The following is a 15,192-nucleotide window of genomic DNA, read 5'->3' on the forward strand; positions in this document are numbered from 1 at the left end:
GGCGTCGGTTGGGGGTTATGCGATGATACGTCCATCGATCTACTCCTTTGTTTTGGTATGTTGAGACTCGAGTTCTCATATCTTCTAACATATACAAAACAAAGGTTTAGATCAATTTTCAAAACTCGCAACCAGTTCATGCGGAGAACCGGATGCTGACAGCGACCGTCAACGGGGTCACGACGAACTACTTTTATGATGGCGAAGGCAAACGCATCAAGAAAATCGTCAATGGACAGGTGACCCGGTTAGGCTCGACGCGGGTGATTATCGACATGGCGGGACAGGTGGTGATAAGGCAGGATTTCTATCCGTTCAGACAGGAAATCATATCAGCTTGTCGTCAAGGGCCATCAGTTCGCTAAGTTTATTTGGTTGAATCGTTTGACTGTTTTCTAATACACGGATTTCGATGCAAATTGGTATTACAAACTGGTCTTCCTCAGTGGTTTGGTTTAAACCTTTCTGTGTTTCTTCTGACGGTGCGCGTTCGTTACCAGCCGAATCTTAAACAGCAACATATCGCGCAACGATCTGGTTTGGGCAAAGGCGGCTTCGAGTTCCTCTTGTAACCAGTCTTCGCGATGGGAATGATCTTCATCCTTGTGGAGCGCGTGGTTGATTTCACGATTCAGGGCCCGGATGATGACTTCATAATTGGTTTGTTCACCGTGTTCCCCCAGCACCGCGGCCAGACTCCCATCATCTTCCAGACCCAGTTCATAGAGGATAAACCCTGCCGCACGACGGATTTCCTGATTGAGCCGCTGGCGAAGTTTGGCGCGCTCCAAATCGGGTCGCAACTCAAGAATGTGCGGGACCACGTCAGGTTCATCTCCAGATGATTGGGTTCGAACGTTCTTAATCTGTGGAACATCGGTTTCGGATGCCGCGTGGGTCAATGTCGTGAGAATGGCCATAACTTCACCTCCGGTAACTTCCCGATAGCCGGTTTGAACGCTCAGGGTTGGGAGAAAAATATCAATATCCAATCCGGCAATTTCTTGATCAATGATTGTGGGCAGGTTTGCGTCGTCTGTTTCAGTTGCTTCGTCTAACGATTCGCGTTCGGGCTGTGGTTCGGCTGAATGTCGAAAATGTCCCTGTTTTCGGGTCTCGCGTTTGAATTCAATCCAGAGCGGTTCGAGGTTGAGGCCGACGTGACCGACGATGTGAGCCAGGTTATCGCTGCCGTTGCCGTGGTCAATGCGGCGCAGTGTTCGCCCCACGAACTGGGCATAAGGAGAAAGCGAGCGGTAGGGTCGAAACACTGCGGCGACTGATACATTTGGATGGTCGTATCCTTCACCCAGGATGCCCACCTGAACCATGCAGTCAAAATCCCCGCCTTCATACGCTTTGAGCCGGGCGTCGCGCTCTTCACGAGTCATTCCCTGGCTGGCCACATACGTCGCCCGGAGTCCAGCGGTGCAATACAGGGCCACCAGTTGTTGGGCATGACGAATGGAGCACGCAGCGGCAATCAATTGGTGAAAAATCTGATCCTGCCGCTTTTCATTTAACAGTGCGATGCTGTGGGCGACAATGGTTTGATTACAAACTTCGGAGAGAGCCACACCTTTGGAAAACCAGAATTCTTCGCGCAGCTTTGCAATTTCATCGAACGAAAACTCACGGGTCAAACCTTCGAGCGTAAAAGTTAACCGCGAAGCGACGGCATCCACGCGGACAACGTTTTTGATGTACTCGTTTTGGATGGCGCGTGAAAGCTGGTATTGATAAATCGAACGGGCACGAATCGGCTGGCTATCGCTGCGAAACGGCGTGGCGGTGAGATACACATTTTTGGCCGCTGGAAAGGACAGCGCAACCTTTTGCCACGATTCAGCCGGAACGTGGTGGGCTTCGTCAACAATGATGAAATCAAAAAATCGCTCGTCAAACACATCGAGCCAGCCGACCAGTTGCTGGATATTGGCCACCACAATGTCGGCTCGCAGGCAATCTTCGAGGCTTGTCCGACCACGTTCGAGCACGGTTACTTTTGGCAGTTCGGATGGGGTCGAAAAGATCTTGCACTTTAAGTAAAAGTTGCCGCGTTCGGAAAAACTTGTGTTTTCCGCCCAGGAAATCGACCGGACCAGGGTATCGCGAACCGTGATATTTGGCGCCACAATCAACACCCGGCCACGGGCAATCCGAAACGGAGCAATACAGATAATGCCGGTTTTCCCGCACCCGGTGGGAATTTCAACCATGGCCGGCAATTTTTGGGCGTGGCTGAAATACCGTCGCAGGGCAAAATAAGCTTCTTCCTGCGGTTCGCGCAGGGTGGCATTTCCAAGGATTTTGGCCGGACTGAAGAAAAAAAAGCTGGCCAGTTCGGCATCCCGGCGGGCTCGCAGGATCGCCACCGCGGATTGGGATTCTGGGAGCGGTATCCCAGATGTTTTTCGAAATTCGTCCATTTTTTTTCTAACTATCTGTAATCAAAAGAGTTCGTCATCACCATTGAGTGTATGGAGATACCCCAGTGTCAGATTGTGAAGCGAAGCCGGAGGACTTCTGATCTGGTTGTTGCGTGCGGCTGACGGTTGGGAAAAGAAATGAATACCAGTGAAGCGAAGAGATCAGAACATCTATTAGATGTGTATCACTTTGAAATGACCACAATATATCTGGTTTTAACCCATTACGGCGTAATCCTGCAAGTAAATTCTGAAGTTCCAGGAACATTTTACAGTGATTTCAGGTATCCGGCGTTGTTTGTAAGTACTTACTTTGTTATCGTAGCCGAAACTCGGTTTCGGAGATCCTCACCACCTATGACAACCTTGCCTTCAAACAACCCGCTCCCAGATCAACCGCTGGTGGCAGCCCCCGGAAAACGCATGTCGGCTGAAAACCGGCGACGTCAAATCGCCCGCGTCGCAATGCGACTCTTTGCGCAAAAAGGGTTTACCGGCACCACCACCAAGGAAATCGCTGGCCAGGCCGGCATCAGCGAAGCCATTATCTTTCGCCACTTTGCCACCAAACAGGAACTCTATGCGGCGATCCTGGATGAAAAATCCATCGAAAACGAAGAAGACGCTTTCTGGCGCCTCATGCGTGATCTTGCCAGTCGTAAAGACGACCGCGCCTTCTTCCAGACCCTCGCCCAGCGCATCATCGAACGCCACCGTCAAGACAACACCTTTATGCGGCTGATGCTGTTTAGTGGGTTGGAAGGTCACGAATTATCCGAGATGTTTTTTGAAACCCACGTTCAGGAAGTCTATTCCTTTTTGTGTGGGTACATCCGGCAGCGAATTGAAGATGGTGATTTTCAGGCTGTTGACCCACTGCTGGCTGCCCGGTCCTTTATGGGAATGGCCATCCACCAATCACTGACCGAACAGTTATTTGAACGCAAAACGGCTGAGCGTCCAGATAGTCGGCACCTCGCCGAAGGGTTTACCAATTTATTTCTCAATGGGATTACGACTCCGTCACCAGCCGTTCAAGCCCGAAGCCGAAAGAAAACTCAGGTTGAACCGAAAGGATAAAACACACCCATGACCCGCATCGTCAAGCTCTCCTCCCTCTTTCTCCTTTTGATAGCGCTCGCGTCAGCGGGGTGTTCGCGAAAAAATACCAATGCCGAAGCCGCACCGGGCAACAACGGCGCCCCAGCCACCCCAGCCGGCCCAGTTGAAATCAGAACCGCCACCGCCATTGAACGACTGATCGAACGCAATATCGAGACCGTCGGCCAGCTTGTTGCGGATGACGAGGTTACCGTCAGTAGCCAGGTTCGCGGCGAAGTCTCTGAAATGAATATTGACCTGGGAAGTTTCGTCAAAGCGGGTCAGGTCATTGCCCGGATTTCACCCCAGGAGTATGAACTCAAACTCAAACAGGCCGAAGCCGCCCTCCAGCAAGCCTGTGCCAAAATTGGACTTACAGCGCCAAACCCAAACTTTGATATCGAACAGGCGCCGGAAGTAAAACAGGCCAAAGCGTCGCTTGATGAAACCAAACTGAAAATGGAACGCACCCGCAAGTTGATTGAATCGGGCGACGTTTCCCAGGACCGCTGGGACACGGTCGAGATCAACCACCGAACGGCACTTGCCCGCTATGACGCGGCCCGCGACAACATTCGCAACCAGTTGGCAACCATTGATCAACGGAGTGCCGAAGTTCAACTGGCTCGAAAGAATTTGAACGATTCGACCATTACCTCACCTATCTCCGGCACTGTCAGCCAAAAACTCACCTCACGCGGTGAATATATCAGCGAAATGGGCGGCAACCGGTCAATTGCAACCATTGTTCGCTCAAATCCGCTCCGGCTCCAGGCTGGAATTCCCGAAGTTGGCGTTTCATTTGTCAAACCCGGTGTCGGCGTGGATTTTACGGTGGATACTTACCCTGGGCGAACTTTCAAAGCCCAGGTTTCGCGAATTAGCCCGGATTTAAATGCTCAATCCCGATTGTTAATGGTTGAAGCCACGGCTGAAAATAATGAAGACATGCTCAAACCGGGTATGTTTGCCAAGGTGTTTGTCAAAACCACCAATAAAATTCCGGTCGTTTTGGTGCCGGTGGCATCCGTGACCTCAATTGCTGGTCTCAACAAAGTCTTTGTTGTCCAGCAAGATAAGGTCGTTGAACGACAGGTAAAACTGGGGTTGCGTGATGGCGATATGATCGAAATTACCGAAGGCGTGAAAAAAGACGAACCGGTTGCCGTTTCAAACCTCAGCCAGCTTTCAAATGGCGTGGCAGTGGCAACGAAATAATACCATGTAGGGTTCAGGGTTCAGGGAAATACAAATTCTTCAATAATTTAGCCTCTCGAAAAAGCGAAGAGGTAAAATAGTGAAAAATGCTCTTTTCTGTTTAATTGGTGGAGGGAAGGCGCATGAAACTGAAAGATAGTATTGTGGTCATGACCGGGGCTTCGAGTGGGATTGGGGCGGCGGCGGCTCGTGAACTGGCTCGACAGGGTGCCGTGGTGGTCCTGGCTGCTCGGCGGGTGGATGATCTGACCCGGCTGGCTGATGAGATTGTACGCGAAGGCGGGCGGGCGCTGGCAATTCCGACTGACATCAGCCGCTATGCTGATATTCAGACGCTCTTTGAAAAAACCCTGGCGGCCTATGGCCGGGTTGATATTTTGATCAATAACGCTGGAATCGGTGGTGGAAAACCTCTGGCGGATATGTCGGATGTCGCGCTCGAAAATACCGTCGCCGTCAACCTGCTGGGCCCCGCACGCTGCGCCCGGGCGGCAATTCCTCAAATGCGACGCCAGGGAACCGGCCTGATCATCAATGTTGGCTCTGTGGCTGGGGAAGTCGCCACGCTGGGAATCTATTCGGCCACCAAGTTTGGATTGCGCGGGTTTAACGATGCCCTCCGGCGCGAACTCTGGCAGGACAACATTGATGTGGTGCTCATTGCTCCCGGTTTTATCCAAACCCCGATGACCAGCGGATTAAAAATCCCCATGCCAGGGCCTGAAGCCGTTGTGAATGCCATTCTCAGTGCCATTCGTCGGCCACGACGAAAAATTGTAGTGCCGTGGGTCTATCGCCTGTTGATGTATTTTGGAAAACTAGCTCCCTGGCTGGTGGACCGAATCATTGGCAGCGACCAGGGCCGCCAAGCCTATACGGAACGTTCTTAGGGTTCGGGGTTCAGGGTTCAGGGTTTGGGGTATCGGGAAAAATGATTTGAAAATGGCAAAAAATCACCTGATACCATTTTCAGAGGAGATAAGTTTTCCCCGAACCCCGAACCCCGAACCCCGAACTCTGAACCCCGAACCCCGAACCCTTAGCCATGAATCTCAATTGAACGAAAGCATTCGAGTTCTATGCAAAAACTTGCTGAAATTTGTATTCGTCGTCCGGTCTTTGCAACCATGCTGGTCACGTCATTATTTGTGATTGGGGCCTTTGCCTACTTTCGGCTCGGTGTGGATTTATTCCCCAAAGTTGATTTGCCGACGGTGACCATTACCACCCGGCTTGATGGGGCTTCACCTGAAGAAGTTGAATCCCAAATCAGCAAGAAAGTCGAAGAAGCCGTCAACACCATCAGCGGTATTGATGAATTGCGGTCAGTTTCAGCCGAAGGGGTATCTCAGGTGTTTGTCACGTTTGCGCTGGAACGCGACGTGGATGAAGCCGCTCAGGATGTCCGTGACCGGGTCGGGCGAATCGTCGGCGACCTGCCGACTGATGTGGACCCGCCCGTGATTGAAAAACTCGATCCTGACGCACAGCCCGTGTTATCGCTGGCGATTTCGGCCAATCGGAGTCCACGTGAAATCACCGACACGGCTGACAAAATGATTAAGCAAAACCTGGAATCATTGAGTGGTGTCGGACAGGTCATTTTCATTGGCGACCGCAAGCGTGAAATCCAGGTGGTGCTCGATGCGCAGAAAGTGGCTTCGTACAACCTGAGTATAGACGCCATTAAACAGGCGCTTGGGGCCCAAAATGTTGAAATTCCAGGTGGCCGGATTGACCAGGGCCAGCACGAAGTCATTCTCAGAACACTTGGTCGAATCACCCAGGTCAGCGATTTTAACAACATTATTCTGGGTTCCCGTGATGGGCTTCCGATCTATGTCAAAGATGTCGGGTATGTTGAAGATGGCATCGAAGAACCCCGCTCCCTGGCCCGACTCGATGGCCAGCAAGCCGTGGTGCTGCTGATTCGAAAACAATCCGGCACCAACACCGTGGCCGTGGTCGAACACATCAAGGAACGACTGGCCACCATTCAGGCCATTTTGCCGCCGGACTATCGCATTCAAATCGCCCAGGACCAGTCTATTTTCATCACCGAAGCTTTTCATTCAGTTCAAGAGCACCTTGTTCTGGGCGGAATTTTAGCAGCAATTGTGGTTCTGGTCTTTTTGGGCAACTGGCGCTCAACCATCATTTCGGCGATTGCCATTCCAGTTTCGATCATTTCCACATTTGCCTTGATGTATGCCATGGGCTTTACGCTCAACCGGATGACGATGCTCGCGTTGACGCTTTCGGTCGGAATTGTGATTGATGACGCGGTGGTGGTGCTGGAAAACATCTTCCGGTTTGTGGAAGAAAAAAATATGTCTCCGATGGAGGCCGCGAAAGAAGCGACCGCTGACATCGGCCTGGCGGTTCTGGCGACCACGCTGTCACTGGTGATCATCTTTTTGCCGGTCGCTTTTATGGGCGGTATCGTGGGCCGCTTTATGTCCTCCTTTGGGTTTACTTCAGCCTTTGCCATTCTGGTCTCAATGCTGGTCAGCTTTACCCTGACCCCGATGCTGTGTTCGCGATTTCTGAAAGCTGAACACAAACACGAGGGCGAACCAGCCAAATCACGCAGCGGCGGTTTATATGGCATGATTGACCGCAGCTATACCTCAATGCTGAAATTTTCACTCAAGCACCCGATCCTGGTGATTGTGGTGTCGGTGGTGGTGGTGGTCTCAGTGGTGCCGGTGTTTCAGATCATTGGGAAGGATTTCTTGCCGCAGGATGACCAGAGCCGCTTTGAAGTCCTGGTCAAGCTCCCGGAAGGAAACTCGCTGGTGTCGGCCCAGGAACGCATCACCCAGATTGAAGAGGAAATCAAAAAGATTCCGCACGTCATCCACGTGCTTTCCACAATTGGGGGTGATGAGCAGCGGCGGGTTACCCGGGCAACGCTTTCGGTTGAACTCAAACCGATTTCCGAACGCAAGGAATCGCAGCCGAAATTGATGGACCTTGCCCGCAAAACCCTGGCGAAGTTTTCCGACATCGGGATTCAAATCCAGAATCCGGCGGCGATTACCGGTGGGGGACAAACCAATGCCGATGTGCAATATGTCATTCGGGGACCTGAAATTGAAACCCTGACCGCCGCCTCGGCCAACCTGATGGGCTATATGCGTAACATCAAGGGTGTGGTGGACGTTGATTCCAACCTTGAAGTTGGCAAACCCGAAATGCGGGCCATTATCAATCGTCCAAAGGCTTCGGATTTAGGCGTCAACGTGGCTTCGATTGCTTCAGCCTTGCGCACCATGGTGGCGGGCGAAGTGGTTTCAAGCTATCGCGAAGGCGATGACCGGTATGACATCCGACTTCGGGTCGAGCCGGCGGATCGGGATAGTTCAGTTGCTTTGCTGAGAACCTACGTTCCGTCGTCAAAACTGGGGAATGTTCCCCTGAGCAACGTGGTCGCGATGCTGGACGGGACGGGACCAGCGCAAATCAATCGTTATAACCGGCAGCGGCAGGTCACGGTCACGGCAAACCTTCAACTGGGCCAGTCCCAATCGGTGGTGCTGACCGAAATCGAAAAGAAAATCAAAGAACTCAACCTCGGGCCTCAATACACGGCGGCGCCACAAGGCCGAAGCCGTGAACTGGGACGTGCCGCGCAAAATTTCGCGCTGGCGTTCATTTTGTCCTTTGTTTTTATGTACATGATTTTGGCGGCGCAGTTTGAAAGCTTTCTGCACCCGGTGACCATCCTGCTCAGTCTGCCCATGGCAATTCCCTTTGCCTTGCTTTCGCTCGTGCCATTTGGCCAGACGCTCAACATTTTTTCAGCGCTGGGAATTTTGATGTTGTTCGGGGTGGTGAAGAAAAACTCGATTCTCCAAATTGACCATATCAACACGTTGCGGGCTGAGGGGATGCCACGCTTTGAAGCCATCGTTGCTGGTTGTCAAGATCGGTTGCGCCCAATTTTGATGACCACTCTGGCGCTGGTGGCCGGGTTAATTCCAATGGCAGTTGGCCAGGGGGCCGGGTCAGGTGCGCTGCGCTCCGTGGCCATCATTGTCATTGGCGGCCAGTCGTTATGTTTGCTCTTGACGTTGCTCGCGACACCGGTGCTCTATGCCACCTTTGACACGCTGGTTCAGGTCTTTTCCTGGACCAACCTGGTGACTCAATTCGAAGGAATGAGTGACAGGGTGCGCGGAATGTTTGACAAAAAGCTGGTTCATACAGATGATTAAAACAATCGTTTTAATCGTTCGTTTAACTATTGTATCGCGGTTTGAATCGAGGGCCTGAATCAATAAACTACGCAATCACGCGTTCAGGCCCTGAGTAAAAGGAGTCATTTGGCATGTCTCACCCATCATCTTCCCGCCGGGCATTACGGACAGCAACTGCTGTTTTTGGTCTTGGGATATCACTTTTGGTTCCACACTCCCCGTTGATGGCGCAGGATCTGGCCGCCCATCAACCAGGAACAGGCATTGTGGTTCAGTCACCAGCGCCCGCATCAGATCCTTCGCCGCAATCCCAATCAAGCGACGCCGCCGAACTCGCACGCAAACAGGCTGAAAATGAACCGCGTATCGGCGTGACCCCAGGTCGTTCAATGGGGTTGAGTTTGCAAAACGCGATTTTGATGGCGCTGGCCAAAAATCCGGACATTGAAATCCAGCGGGTGGCGGTGCAGCAGGCGAATTATGATTTCGCCCGGTCGCGTGGCGCCTATGATTTGTTTCTTTCGTCGTCATTTTTTTATGAGACCAAAGCCGTGCCGACCGCATCGTTAATCGGAGGTGCTGGTGATTCGGGCGCGGTCACAACCGACACCTTTAACCAGACGCTCAATTTTAAACAGTTATTTAAATCAGGTGGGACGCTCTCGGTTGATTTCAATAATGGTCGTACCTCGACAGACAACGCGTTTACAGCGTTAAATCCCACGTACAATTCACAACTGAGTGCCACATTCACTCAGCCGCTTCTAAAAAACTTCAAACTCGACAGTGCGCAGCGCCAAACGTTGCTGACCAAAAAACGGCTCGATATTTCTGATTCCCAGTTTCGGCAGCGTGTGATTGATATCATTGCCAATGTTCAGCGTGCCTACTGGGATCTGGTCTTTGCCAAACGGGATGTCGAAATCAAGGAAGAAGCCGTTAATCTGGCTCGCACCCAACTTGAACAAAACAAACGTTTTGTAGATGCTGGTACATTGGCGCCGGTTGAAATTGTTTCGGTTGAAGCCCAGTTGGAACAGCGCCAGGAAGATGTTCTGATTTCGCTCGAACAGCTTACCCGGGCTGAAAATGCTCTCAAAAAGCTGATTTTGGAAAATCGAACTGACCCAATGTGGAATGAAGCGGTGTCTCCAACCGAGAAAATTCAACTGGAGCCGATCAGTTTTACCGTCACCGACGCAGTTGAAACCGCGCTCAAGAACCGACCCGAAATGGAACAGTTCCGGTTTCAGGGCGAGTTAAACAAAATCGAAACCGACTACTTTAAAAACCAGCTCAAACCACAGGTTGACCTGATCGCCAGTTATTCCCTGGCCGGGTTGGCTGGCACCGTGCTTCCACCGCGGAATCCGTTTAGCGGGGGGTTCAACGCGGCGATTCTGGAACGGGTGAATTTGTTATCTTCGCAGCTTGGGGTTACCCCGGTGGTGATTCCACCATCAGGTCAAATTCCAGACTTTTTCTCCGGCGGATTGGGACAAAGCCTTGGAAACCTGTTTTCACGCAATTTCCGGGATGTGCGGGTTGGGGTTCAGTTTACCTTTCCGTGGCAAAATCGCGCCGCCAAAGCCGATTTGGGACGCTCACAGGCCCAAACCCGGCTCACCGAAGTTCAGCAAATCAAACAGGAATCCCAAATCGAATCAGAAGTTCGAGATGCGCTGCAGTCGGTTCAAACCGCTTCCAAGCGGGTCCAGGCGGCCCGGGCATCGCTCAAAGCCTCGGAATCCCAACTCGCCAGCGAAAAACGTCGTTTCGAAGTCGGTGAATCAACGACTTTTCTGGTGCTTGACCGTCAAAAAGCGCTTTCCGAAGCCCGTGGTCGCGAATTACGTGCCATGACCGACTACAACAAAGCTGTGGCCGAATTACAGCGGGTGATGTCTATCACGCTCTCAGCTAACCGGTTACAGGTGAGTCCAGCTCAGGAAATCCAACCTTCTACCGCTGATACTGGCGGCCAGACATCTGACAAACCATAAGGTTATCGGGTTGAAGACATCGGGCTGAAGAATTCGGGCTGAAGAATTTGGGGACTTCCCCCATTTTCTTCAGCCCCTTTGTTTTCTGCCATCATTCTTCCAATCAGTTCACCTATCACGATCTTCAACTATTTTTTACTCCAAAAATCAAGATTTTGAGTTGAAATTTAAAGCCAGCCTCAGTAGGGTGTCACAACGTTACGCGTTGCAGCACGGTGAACGTCTTTCTTTGCAAGCTTAAACAAGCTTTTTGGCCAACGGTGATTGTCACCGTGGAATTGTCGCGTAGCGCTCCCTAAACATGAGCAAGATCAAGAATCCGGTTGAAAAGAAGCATCTTTCCCTGGTCAGAGACCGCTATGTGTTGGCTGAATATCCGCATGCCTTCCGTCGCCAATGGCCACAGAAGAAGAAAATTGCCACCCGCAAAGTGCGGCATGCCTTAAACCAGCTAACCCATCAAACCATTGCCGGTGATGATCTTGAAGCCGGTGAAGCCAGATTTGACAAAGGCTTTTTCAACCGCCGCCAAAAGTTGACCAAATGGGGAACGCTTCCTCTTGGAGAGCAAATCAAGCGGACTTCAGACTTTCGCCTGGTCAGGTTCGCCTGGAACTACTTCAAAGAACCCTATGATTCACTCAAACATCGGGAAGGGTTTAAACGGGTCATTGAAACCCTGGTTCATGGAAAAACGGAGGTCTCAGCCAAACAGGCAACCTGGGTCAGATATTGGCTGATTGCAGAACAGGTTGAAGCGAACCGAATTATCCATCCTAAATACTTTTCCTGGCGTTTGGGGAGAGCCAACTGGCTGGCGGCTTTTTTTGCCGATGAACCAGCCTATCGCACGTTGCTCCAGGACTGGGTTGAGAGTTTTGACCTGGAGGTGATGGGTTAGATTTTGAAAAGGGTAAATTTATGAACCGCAAATTGACCACCTGGCGAAAGAACCGAAAACTCGGAGATGTGGCTGGTGGTCGAAAATGGCCAAAAATCGAAGACTGGATTATCAACCGGGAACATCCACTTCGGCCTCCTGTGGCTGGTGACAACCTGCCGCTGTTGATTGAAGAAAACCCATCGCGCGATTTCTTTTTTCCGGTTACCGCTCAGGAAATGCTGGCATGCCTCAAAAAATTCCCGAAATCAGACACCCACGGAATCACTCACCTTTGGTTCAAACGCCTTAAAAAGAAGGCACTTCTCAACTTTCGACGTCCGCTGGCTGAGTACATTGCTGGAAGCGGCGTGTATGTAATTGTTCTTTATCCCTGGCCAAAAGACATGCTGTTGCGATTTGGACCGCACCGTCCCAGCACGAAAATCCTGCGAAGTTATGCTCGTTGGACAACTGAGTTGATTCACCAGGACGGCGGCTGGTTTTTGCGATGGGACAGCGAACCACTCCGCGATTTTTATCTGAATGGTTTACTGGGGCACGAAATTGGTCACCACCAGGACCCAAAGCTGTTGAGTAAAGCCAATGCCCGACACCGTGAAGAAACCGCCGAACAGTATGCCTTGCAATGGATTGCCCTAACTTCAAAATGGTAAACCCAATGAATAACATTCAAAACCTTTTCACTCTTATTCGAGACTACCAGAATGCAGTTCGAACAGCCGTCACACTCCTTGAAGCGTCAGGTATTGCCAGACCAACAAGCTCCACTGCCTGGGTTGGAGTTGACATTCCCGAAATTGGGGAACTGTCAGGGGGCGTGCCATATTTTAAGCACGGGTTTGGCTGTGCGGTTTATTTGCCATCTGGGAAAGTGGACTTCGATTTTGGCGACGAAGGGCAAATTGACGGTTTCACCTGTAATCGGCTTCTGGGATTTGTAAATGGACAGGTGGCAAGATACGGATTGGCGTCAGTTCAAGCCTTTGAAGCCACGTTTCAAGCTGCGGTGCAAACAGGCGACATCGTGCCTTCGGGGTACATTTTGTGCTATCTGAGAAATGATTTCGTTTGAGAATCTCTTTTAGGTCAAGAGCGGTTCTCGCCCGGATGGGCGGTGGAAAGTAGCCGGAGGGAAGCCTGCTTTGAGGCGCACCCTCCGGAATCCAAGAACAGACAATTTCGCGCCCGGATGGGCGCTGGACTAAAACCTCTGCGTCAATCTTGAACCTGAATCAAACATATCGTCCAGCGCCCATCCGGGCGCAAGACGAGACTGAACAGATCCGGTGGTAGCGCTCAAAGCAGCGCGACCACCGGCTACTCTCCAGCGCCCATCCGGGCGGGGATAGTCAGGCCCACAAGATTGTTCCATGATAGAAATTTGAGGGAAAAATGCTTGAACTCGACAACCCACGGTGGAACGAATTAGACAATGCCTATGACACCTTTTACTCCACTCAAGATTTCCTTCGGCGGTTATGGGCGGAGGCGCCAAATATTTCATCGGGTGAGTGGGCTGATTTCCTTGGTTCACTGTGCGCTGGAGGGCAGGTTCCCTCGGCTTCATTTGCTGCGATTCCACACGTGATCGAGGTTGCCAAACTTCGAAAACCCCAGGAACGGCCCATGTTTATGCTGGCGGTTTGTCTGGTTGAAGGCAATCGCCAGCGAAACAATGCACCAATTCCGCACGATCTGGAAGAAGCGTACCGGCAAGCAATTGAAGCAACCCCGCCGCTCCTGCTTGAGTGTCTGGCGCTTGATTGGGAATCGGAAAACCTCAGAATTTTGATGGCGACGCTGGCGGCCATTCAAGGGAAATTTGATGTTGTAGAGTTGTTAATACCTGAATAAGCAGATTGAAAGGCAATCAATCCAATGGGTTGGGTTACAGACGCACTCAAAGAACTCAAAGCTGGAAACACGGTTCAAATCCGTCCACAAGGTGGTTCCATGCGAGGCCGAATTGAAAGCGGTCAGCTCGTCACGCTCGAACCAGTTACAGGAACAGAAGTTGCGGTCGGTGATGTGGTTTTGGTTCGCTGGAAAGAAAACTACCTGCTGCATCTGGTCAAAGCCATTCAGGAAGAGCAAATCCTGATTGGAAACAACCTTGGAAAAGAAAACGGGTGGGTATCCGTCAACGACATTGTGGCCAGGGTCGTTGAATCAGACCTTCGAACAAACCATTCAGAATCTGAATGAAAGTCAATCTGGATAAGTATGAATATCAGGTGGAATGAAATTCTATCAAACAAAGTCTTTTGGTCGGGCTACTATGCTCAATCAGAAGATACTCTTGAATTCCCATTGATGTGGCTTCAGCACTTCGGGTTAAATCAATAATCAAACTTTGACCAGGAAGAATTAAATACAGCTAACCTCCCGGTTGATATTTTGCTCACCCAATATTCTCAAAATCAGTGGGAAGCCACATTTGATCAAGTTTATTTTCCTTTGCTACTCGAAAAATATTCACCGGTTACAGTTGCAGATGATCTTGCATTTGCACAACTCATGTTCCTAAAGGAACGGAAAGCAACGGGTATCTTTAGGGAAAATGAAATTGAGCAATATTCCCAGATACTTCCCCTGTTCTCAGAAAAGCTTGTTTGGTTTGAAGATACCCAGTACGGGTGGGTAAACAAGGGTGGGTATTCACTCCGAAGTTATCATCCTGGAAACCTCAAAGTATTGAAGGCACTCCAGGATTTTTTTCGATCATTTTAGATATCCATTGGGGGAGCCTCCAGGACAGTCAGGCTATTTTCCTATGAACTACTACAAATACACCGACGAAGAAAGTCTCATTGGCCAGGGCACGCGCTATGTTGAAGTCAGCAACCGGCGGGCGATGCGTGAAGTTACAGTGAACGGAGATCTGTTTTTAGGCTCCAACATTTGTTACCCGCGTTGGGGCTTGATCCTCGCGGAGGGTGCCATTGACTATGATGGGATTGAGGAAATAACCGCGATTTCACCAGAAGAATTTGATGCCGTGTGGGCCAAACACCTGATGCACAATGCAGGTCGCTGGGCGGTTATAAAACGGGCCTACCCAATTGATACCCAGGTCCAGGGATCGATTGCTGCGTTCTTCCCGCAAGGAGTGATTGTTGACCTTGGTGATAGCAGTACACTCGGGGTGGCAAATTACGCTGCCTGCAAAGCCTCCACCAACCCCAAGGGGATTTGGGCCAAACAGCAGATGAGTGCTGTTGTCCAGGGCTATGATGAACTCAATCACTGGCTGGTACTCGACAAACCTCAGGTCCACAATGACCAGCGTTGAGGTTGATTGAGCCAAAATCAAAGGACTTACAAGACTGAAAGGA

Annotated in this window: 13 protein-coding genes; 12 read left to right on the plus strand and 1 reads right to left on the minus strand. The window is 51.0% G+C overall.

Annotated features, from left to right (window positions below):
• The first annotated feature begins 152 nt into the window (after positions 1–152).
• Positions 153–365 carry a hypothetical protein gene (locus tag HY774_29740; GenBank protein ID MBI4752692.1) on the plus strand — a complete coding sequence of 71 codons (213 nt, stop codon included), beginning with the start codon at positions 153–155 and terminating at the stop codon, positions 363–365.
• Between the two features lie 90 nt (positions 366–455).
• On the opposite strand, the gene HY774_29745 is transcribed toward HY774_29740, so the two are convergent.
• Positions 456–2,429, minus strand: coding sequence for a DEAD/DEAH box helicase family protein (locus tag HY774_29745; GenBank protein MBI4752693.1), 1,974 nt, complete (start codon positions 2,427–2,429; stop codon positions 456–458).
• A 357-nt stretch (positions 2,430–2,786) separates the two neighbouring features.
• Here HY774_29745 and HY774_29750 point away from each other — a divergent pair, with 357 nt between their 5' ends.
• From HY774_29750 to HY774_29800, 11 genes are all read left to right on the plus strand, one after another.
• Positions 2,787–3,509 (plus strand): TetR/AcrR family transcriptional regulator, encoded by a 723-nt coding sequence (locus HY774_29750; protein ID MBI4752694.1) that lies wholly within the window; start codon positions 2,787–2,789, stop codon positions 3,507–3,509.
• Between the two features lie 9 nt (positions 3,510–3,518).
• A complete protein-coding gene (locus HY774_29755; protein MBI4752695.1) occupies positions 3,519–4,748 on the plus strand; it encodes an efflux RND transporter periplasmic adaptor subunit in 1,230 nt (409 codons plus the stop codon).
• Between the two features lie 122 nt (positions 4,749–4,870).
• Positions 4,871–5,638 carry an SDR family NAD(P)-dependent oxidoreductase gene (locus HY774_29760; GenBank protein MBI4752696.1) on the plus strand — a complete coding sequence of 256 codons (768 nt, stop codon included), beginning with the start codon at positions 4,871–4,873 and terminating at the stop codon, positions 5,636–5,638.
• A gap of 189 nt (positions 5,639–5,827) precedes the next feature.
• Positions 5,828–8,968: an efflux RND transporter permease subunit gene (locus HY774_29765; GenBank protein ID MBI4752697.1), complete on the plus strand. Its 3,141-nt coding sequence runs from the start codon at positions 5,828–5,830 to the stop codon at positions 8,966–8,968.
• Between the two features lie 113 nt (positions 8,969–9,081).
• On the plus strand, positions 9,082–10,953 hold the full coding sequence (locus tag HY774_29770) for a TolC family protein (GenBank protein MBI4752698.1): 1,872 nt from the start codon (positions 9,082–9,084) through the stop codon (positions 10,951–10,953).
• Between the two features lie 301 nt (positions 10,954–11,254).
• Entirely contained in the window at positions 11,255–11,854 is a 600-nt protein-coding gene (locus tag HY774_29775; protein MBI4752699.1) for a hypothetical protein, read from the plus strand.
• 20 nt (positions 11,855–11,874) lie between these two features.
• Positions 11,875–12,510, plus strand: a complete 636-nt coding sequence (locus HY774_29780) for a hypothetical protein (GenBank protein MBI4752700.1) — start codon at positions 11,875–11,877, stop codon at positions 12,508–12,510.
• Positions 12,511–12,515: 5 nt separating this feature from the next.
• Positions 12,516–12,929: a hypothetical protein gene (locus HY774_29785; GenBank protein ID MBI4752701.1), complete on the plus strand. Its 414-nt coding sequence runs from the start codon at positions 12,516–12,518 to the stop codon at positions 12,927–12,929.
• A gap of 320 nt (positions 12,930–13,249) precedes the next feature.
• Positions 13,250–13,711 carry a hypothetical protein gene (locus HY774_29790; GenBank protein MBI4752702.1) on the plus strand — a complete coding sequence of 154 codons (462 nt, stop codon included), beginning with the start codon at positions 13,250–13,252 and terminating at the stop codon, positions 13,709–13,711.
• 24 nt (positions 13,712–13,735) lie between these two features.
• A complete protein-coding gene (locus HY774_29795; protein ID MBI4752703.1) occupies positions 13,736–14,062 on the plus strand; it encodes a hypothetical protein in 327 nt (108 codons plus the stop codon).
• 568 nt (positions 14,063–14,630) lie between these two features.
• Entirely contained in the window at positions 14,631–15,149 is a 519-nt protein-coding gene (locus HY774_29800) for a hypothetical protein (GenBank protein ID MBI4752704.1), read from the plus strand.
• Positions 15,150–15,192: the final 43 nt, after the last annotated feature.

The sequence above is a fragment of the Acidobacteriota bacterium genome, assembly GCA_016208495.1.
Lineage (GTDB): Bacteria > Acidobacteriota > Blastocatellia > Chloracidobacteriales > Chloracidobacteriaceae > JACQXX01.

What these genes read in the sequence shown, in the direction of transcription:
- HY774_29740 (MBI4752692.1), top strand. Translation starts at nt 153, where the DNA reads ATGCTGACAGCGACCGTCAACGGGGTCACGACGAACTACTTTTATGAT.
- HY774_29745 (MBI4752693.1), bottom strand. Translation starts at nt 2,429, where the DNA reads ATGGACGAATTTCGAAAAACATCTGGGATACCGCTCCCAGAATCCCAA.
- HY774_29750 (MBI4752694.1), top strand. Translation starts at nt 2,787, where the DNA reads ATGACAACCTTGCCTTCAAACAACCCGCTCCCAGATCAACCGCTGGTG.
- HY774_29755 (MBI4752695.1), top strand. Translation starts at nt 3,519, where the DNA reads ATGACCCGCATCGTCAAGCTCTCCTCCCTCTTTCTCCTTTTGATAGCG.
- HY774_29760 (MBI4752696.1), top strand. Translation starts at nt 4,871, where the DNA reads ATGAAACTGAAAGATAGTATTGTGGTCATGACCGGGGCTTCGAGTGGG.
- HY774_29765 (MBI4752697.1), top strand. Translation starts at nt 5,828, where the DNA reads ATGCAAAAACTTGCTGAAATTTGTATTCGTCGTCCGGTCTTTGCAACC.
- HY774_29770 (MBI4752698.1), top strand. Translation starts at nt 9,082, where the DNA reads ATGTCTCACCCATCATCTTCCCGCCGGGCATTACGGACAGCAACTGCT.
- HY774_29775 (MBI4752699.1), top strand. Translation starts at nt 11,255, where the DNA reads ATGAGCAAGATCAAGAATCCGGTTGAAAAGAAGCATCTTTCCCTGGTC.
- HY774_29780 (MBI4752700.1), top strand. Translation starts at nt 11,875, where the DNA reads ATGAACCGCAAATTGACCACCTGGCGAAAGAACCGAAAACTCGGAGAT.
- HY774_29785 (MBI4752701.1), top strand. Translation starts at nt 12,516, where the DNA reads ATGAATAACATTCAAAACCTTTTCACTCTTATTCGAGACTACCAGAAT.
- HY774_29790 (MBI4752702.1), top strand. Translation starts at nt 13,250, where the DNA reads ATGCTTGAACTCGACAACCCACGGTGGAACGAATTAGACAATGCCTAT.
- HY774_29795 (MBI4752703.1), top strand. Translation starts at nt 13,736, where the DNA reads ATGGGTTGGGTTACAGACGCACTCAAAGAACTCAAAGCTGGAAACACG.
- HY774_29800 (MBI4752704.1), top strand. Translation starts at nt 14,631, where the DNA reads ATGAACTACTACAAATACACCGACGAAGAAAGTCTCATTGGCCAGGGC.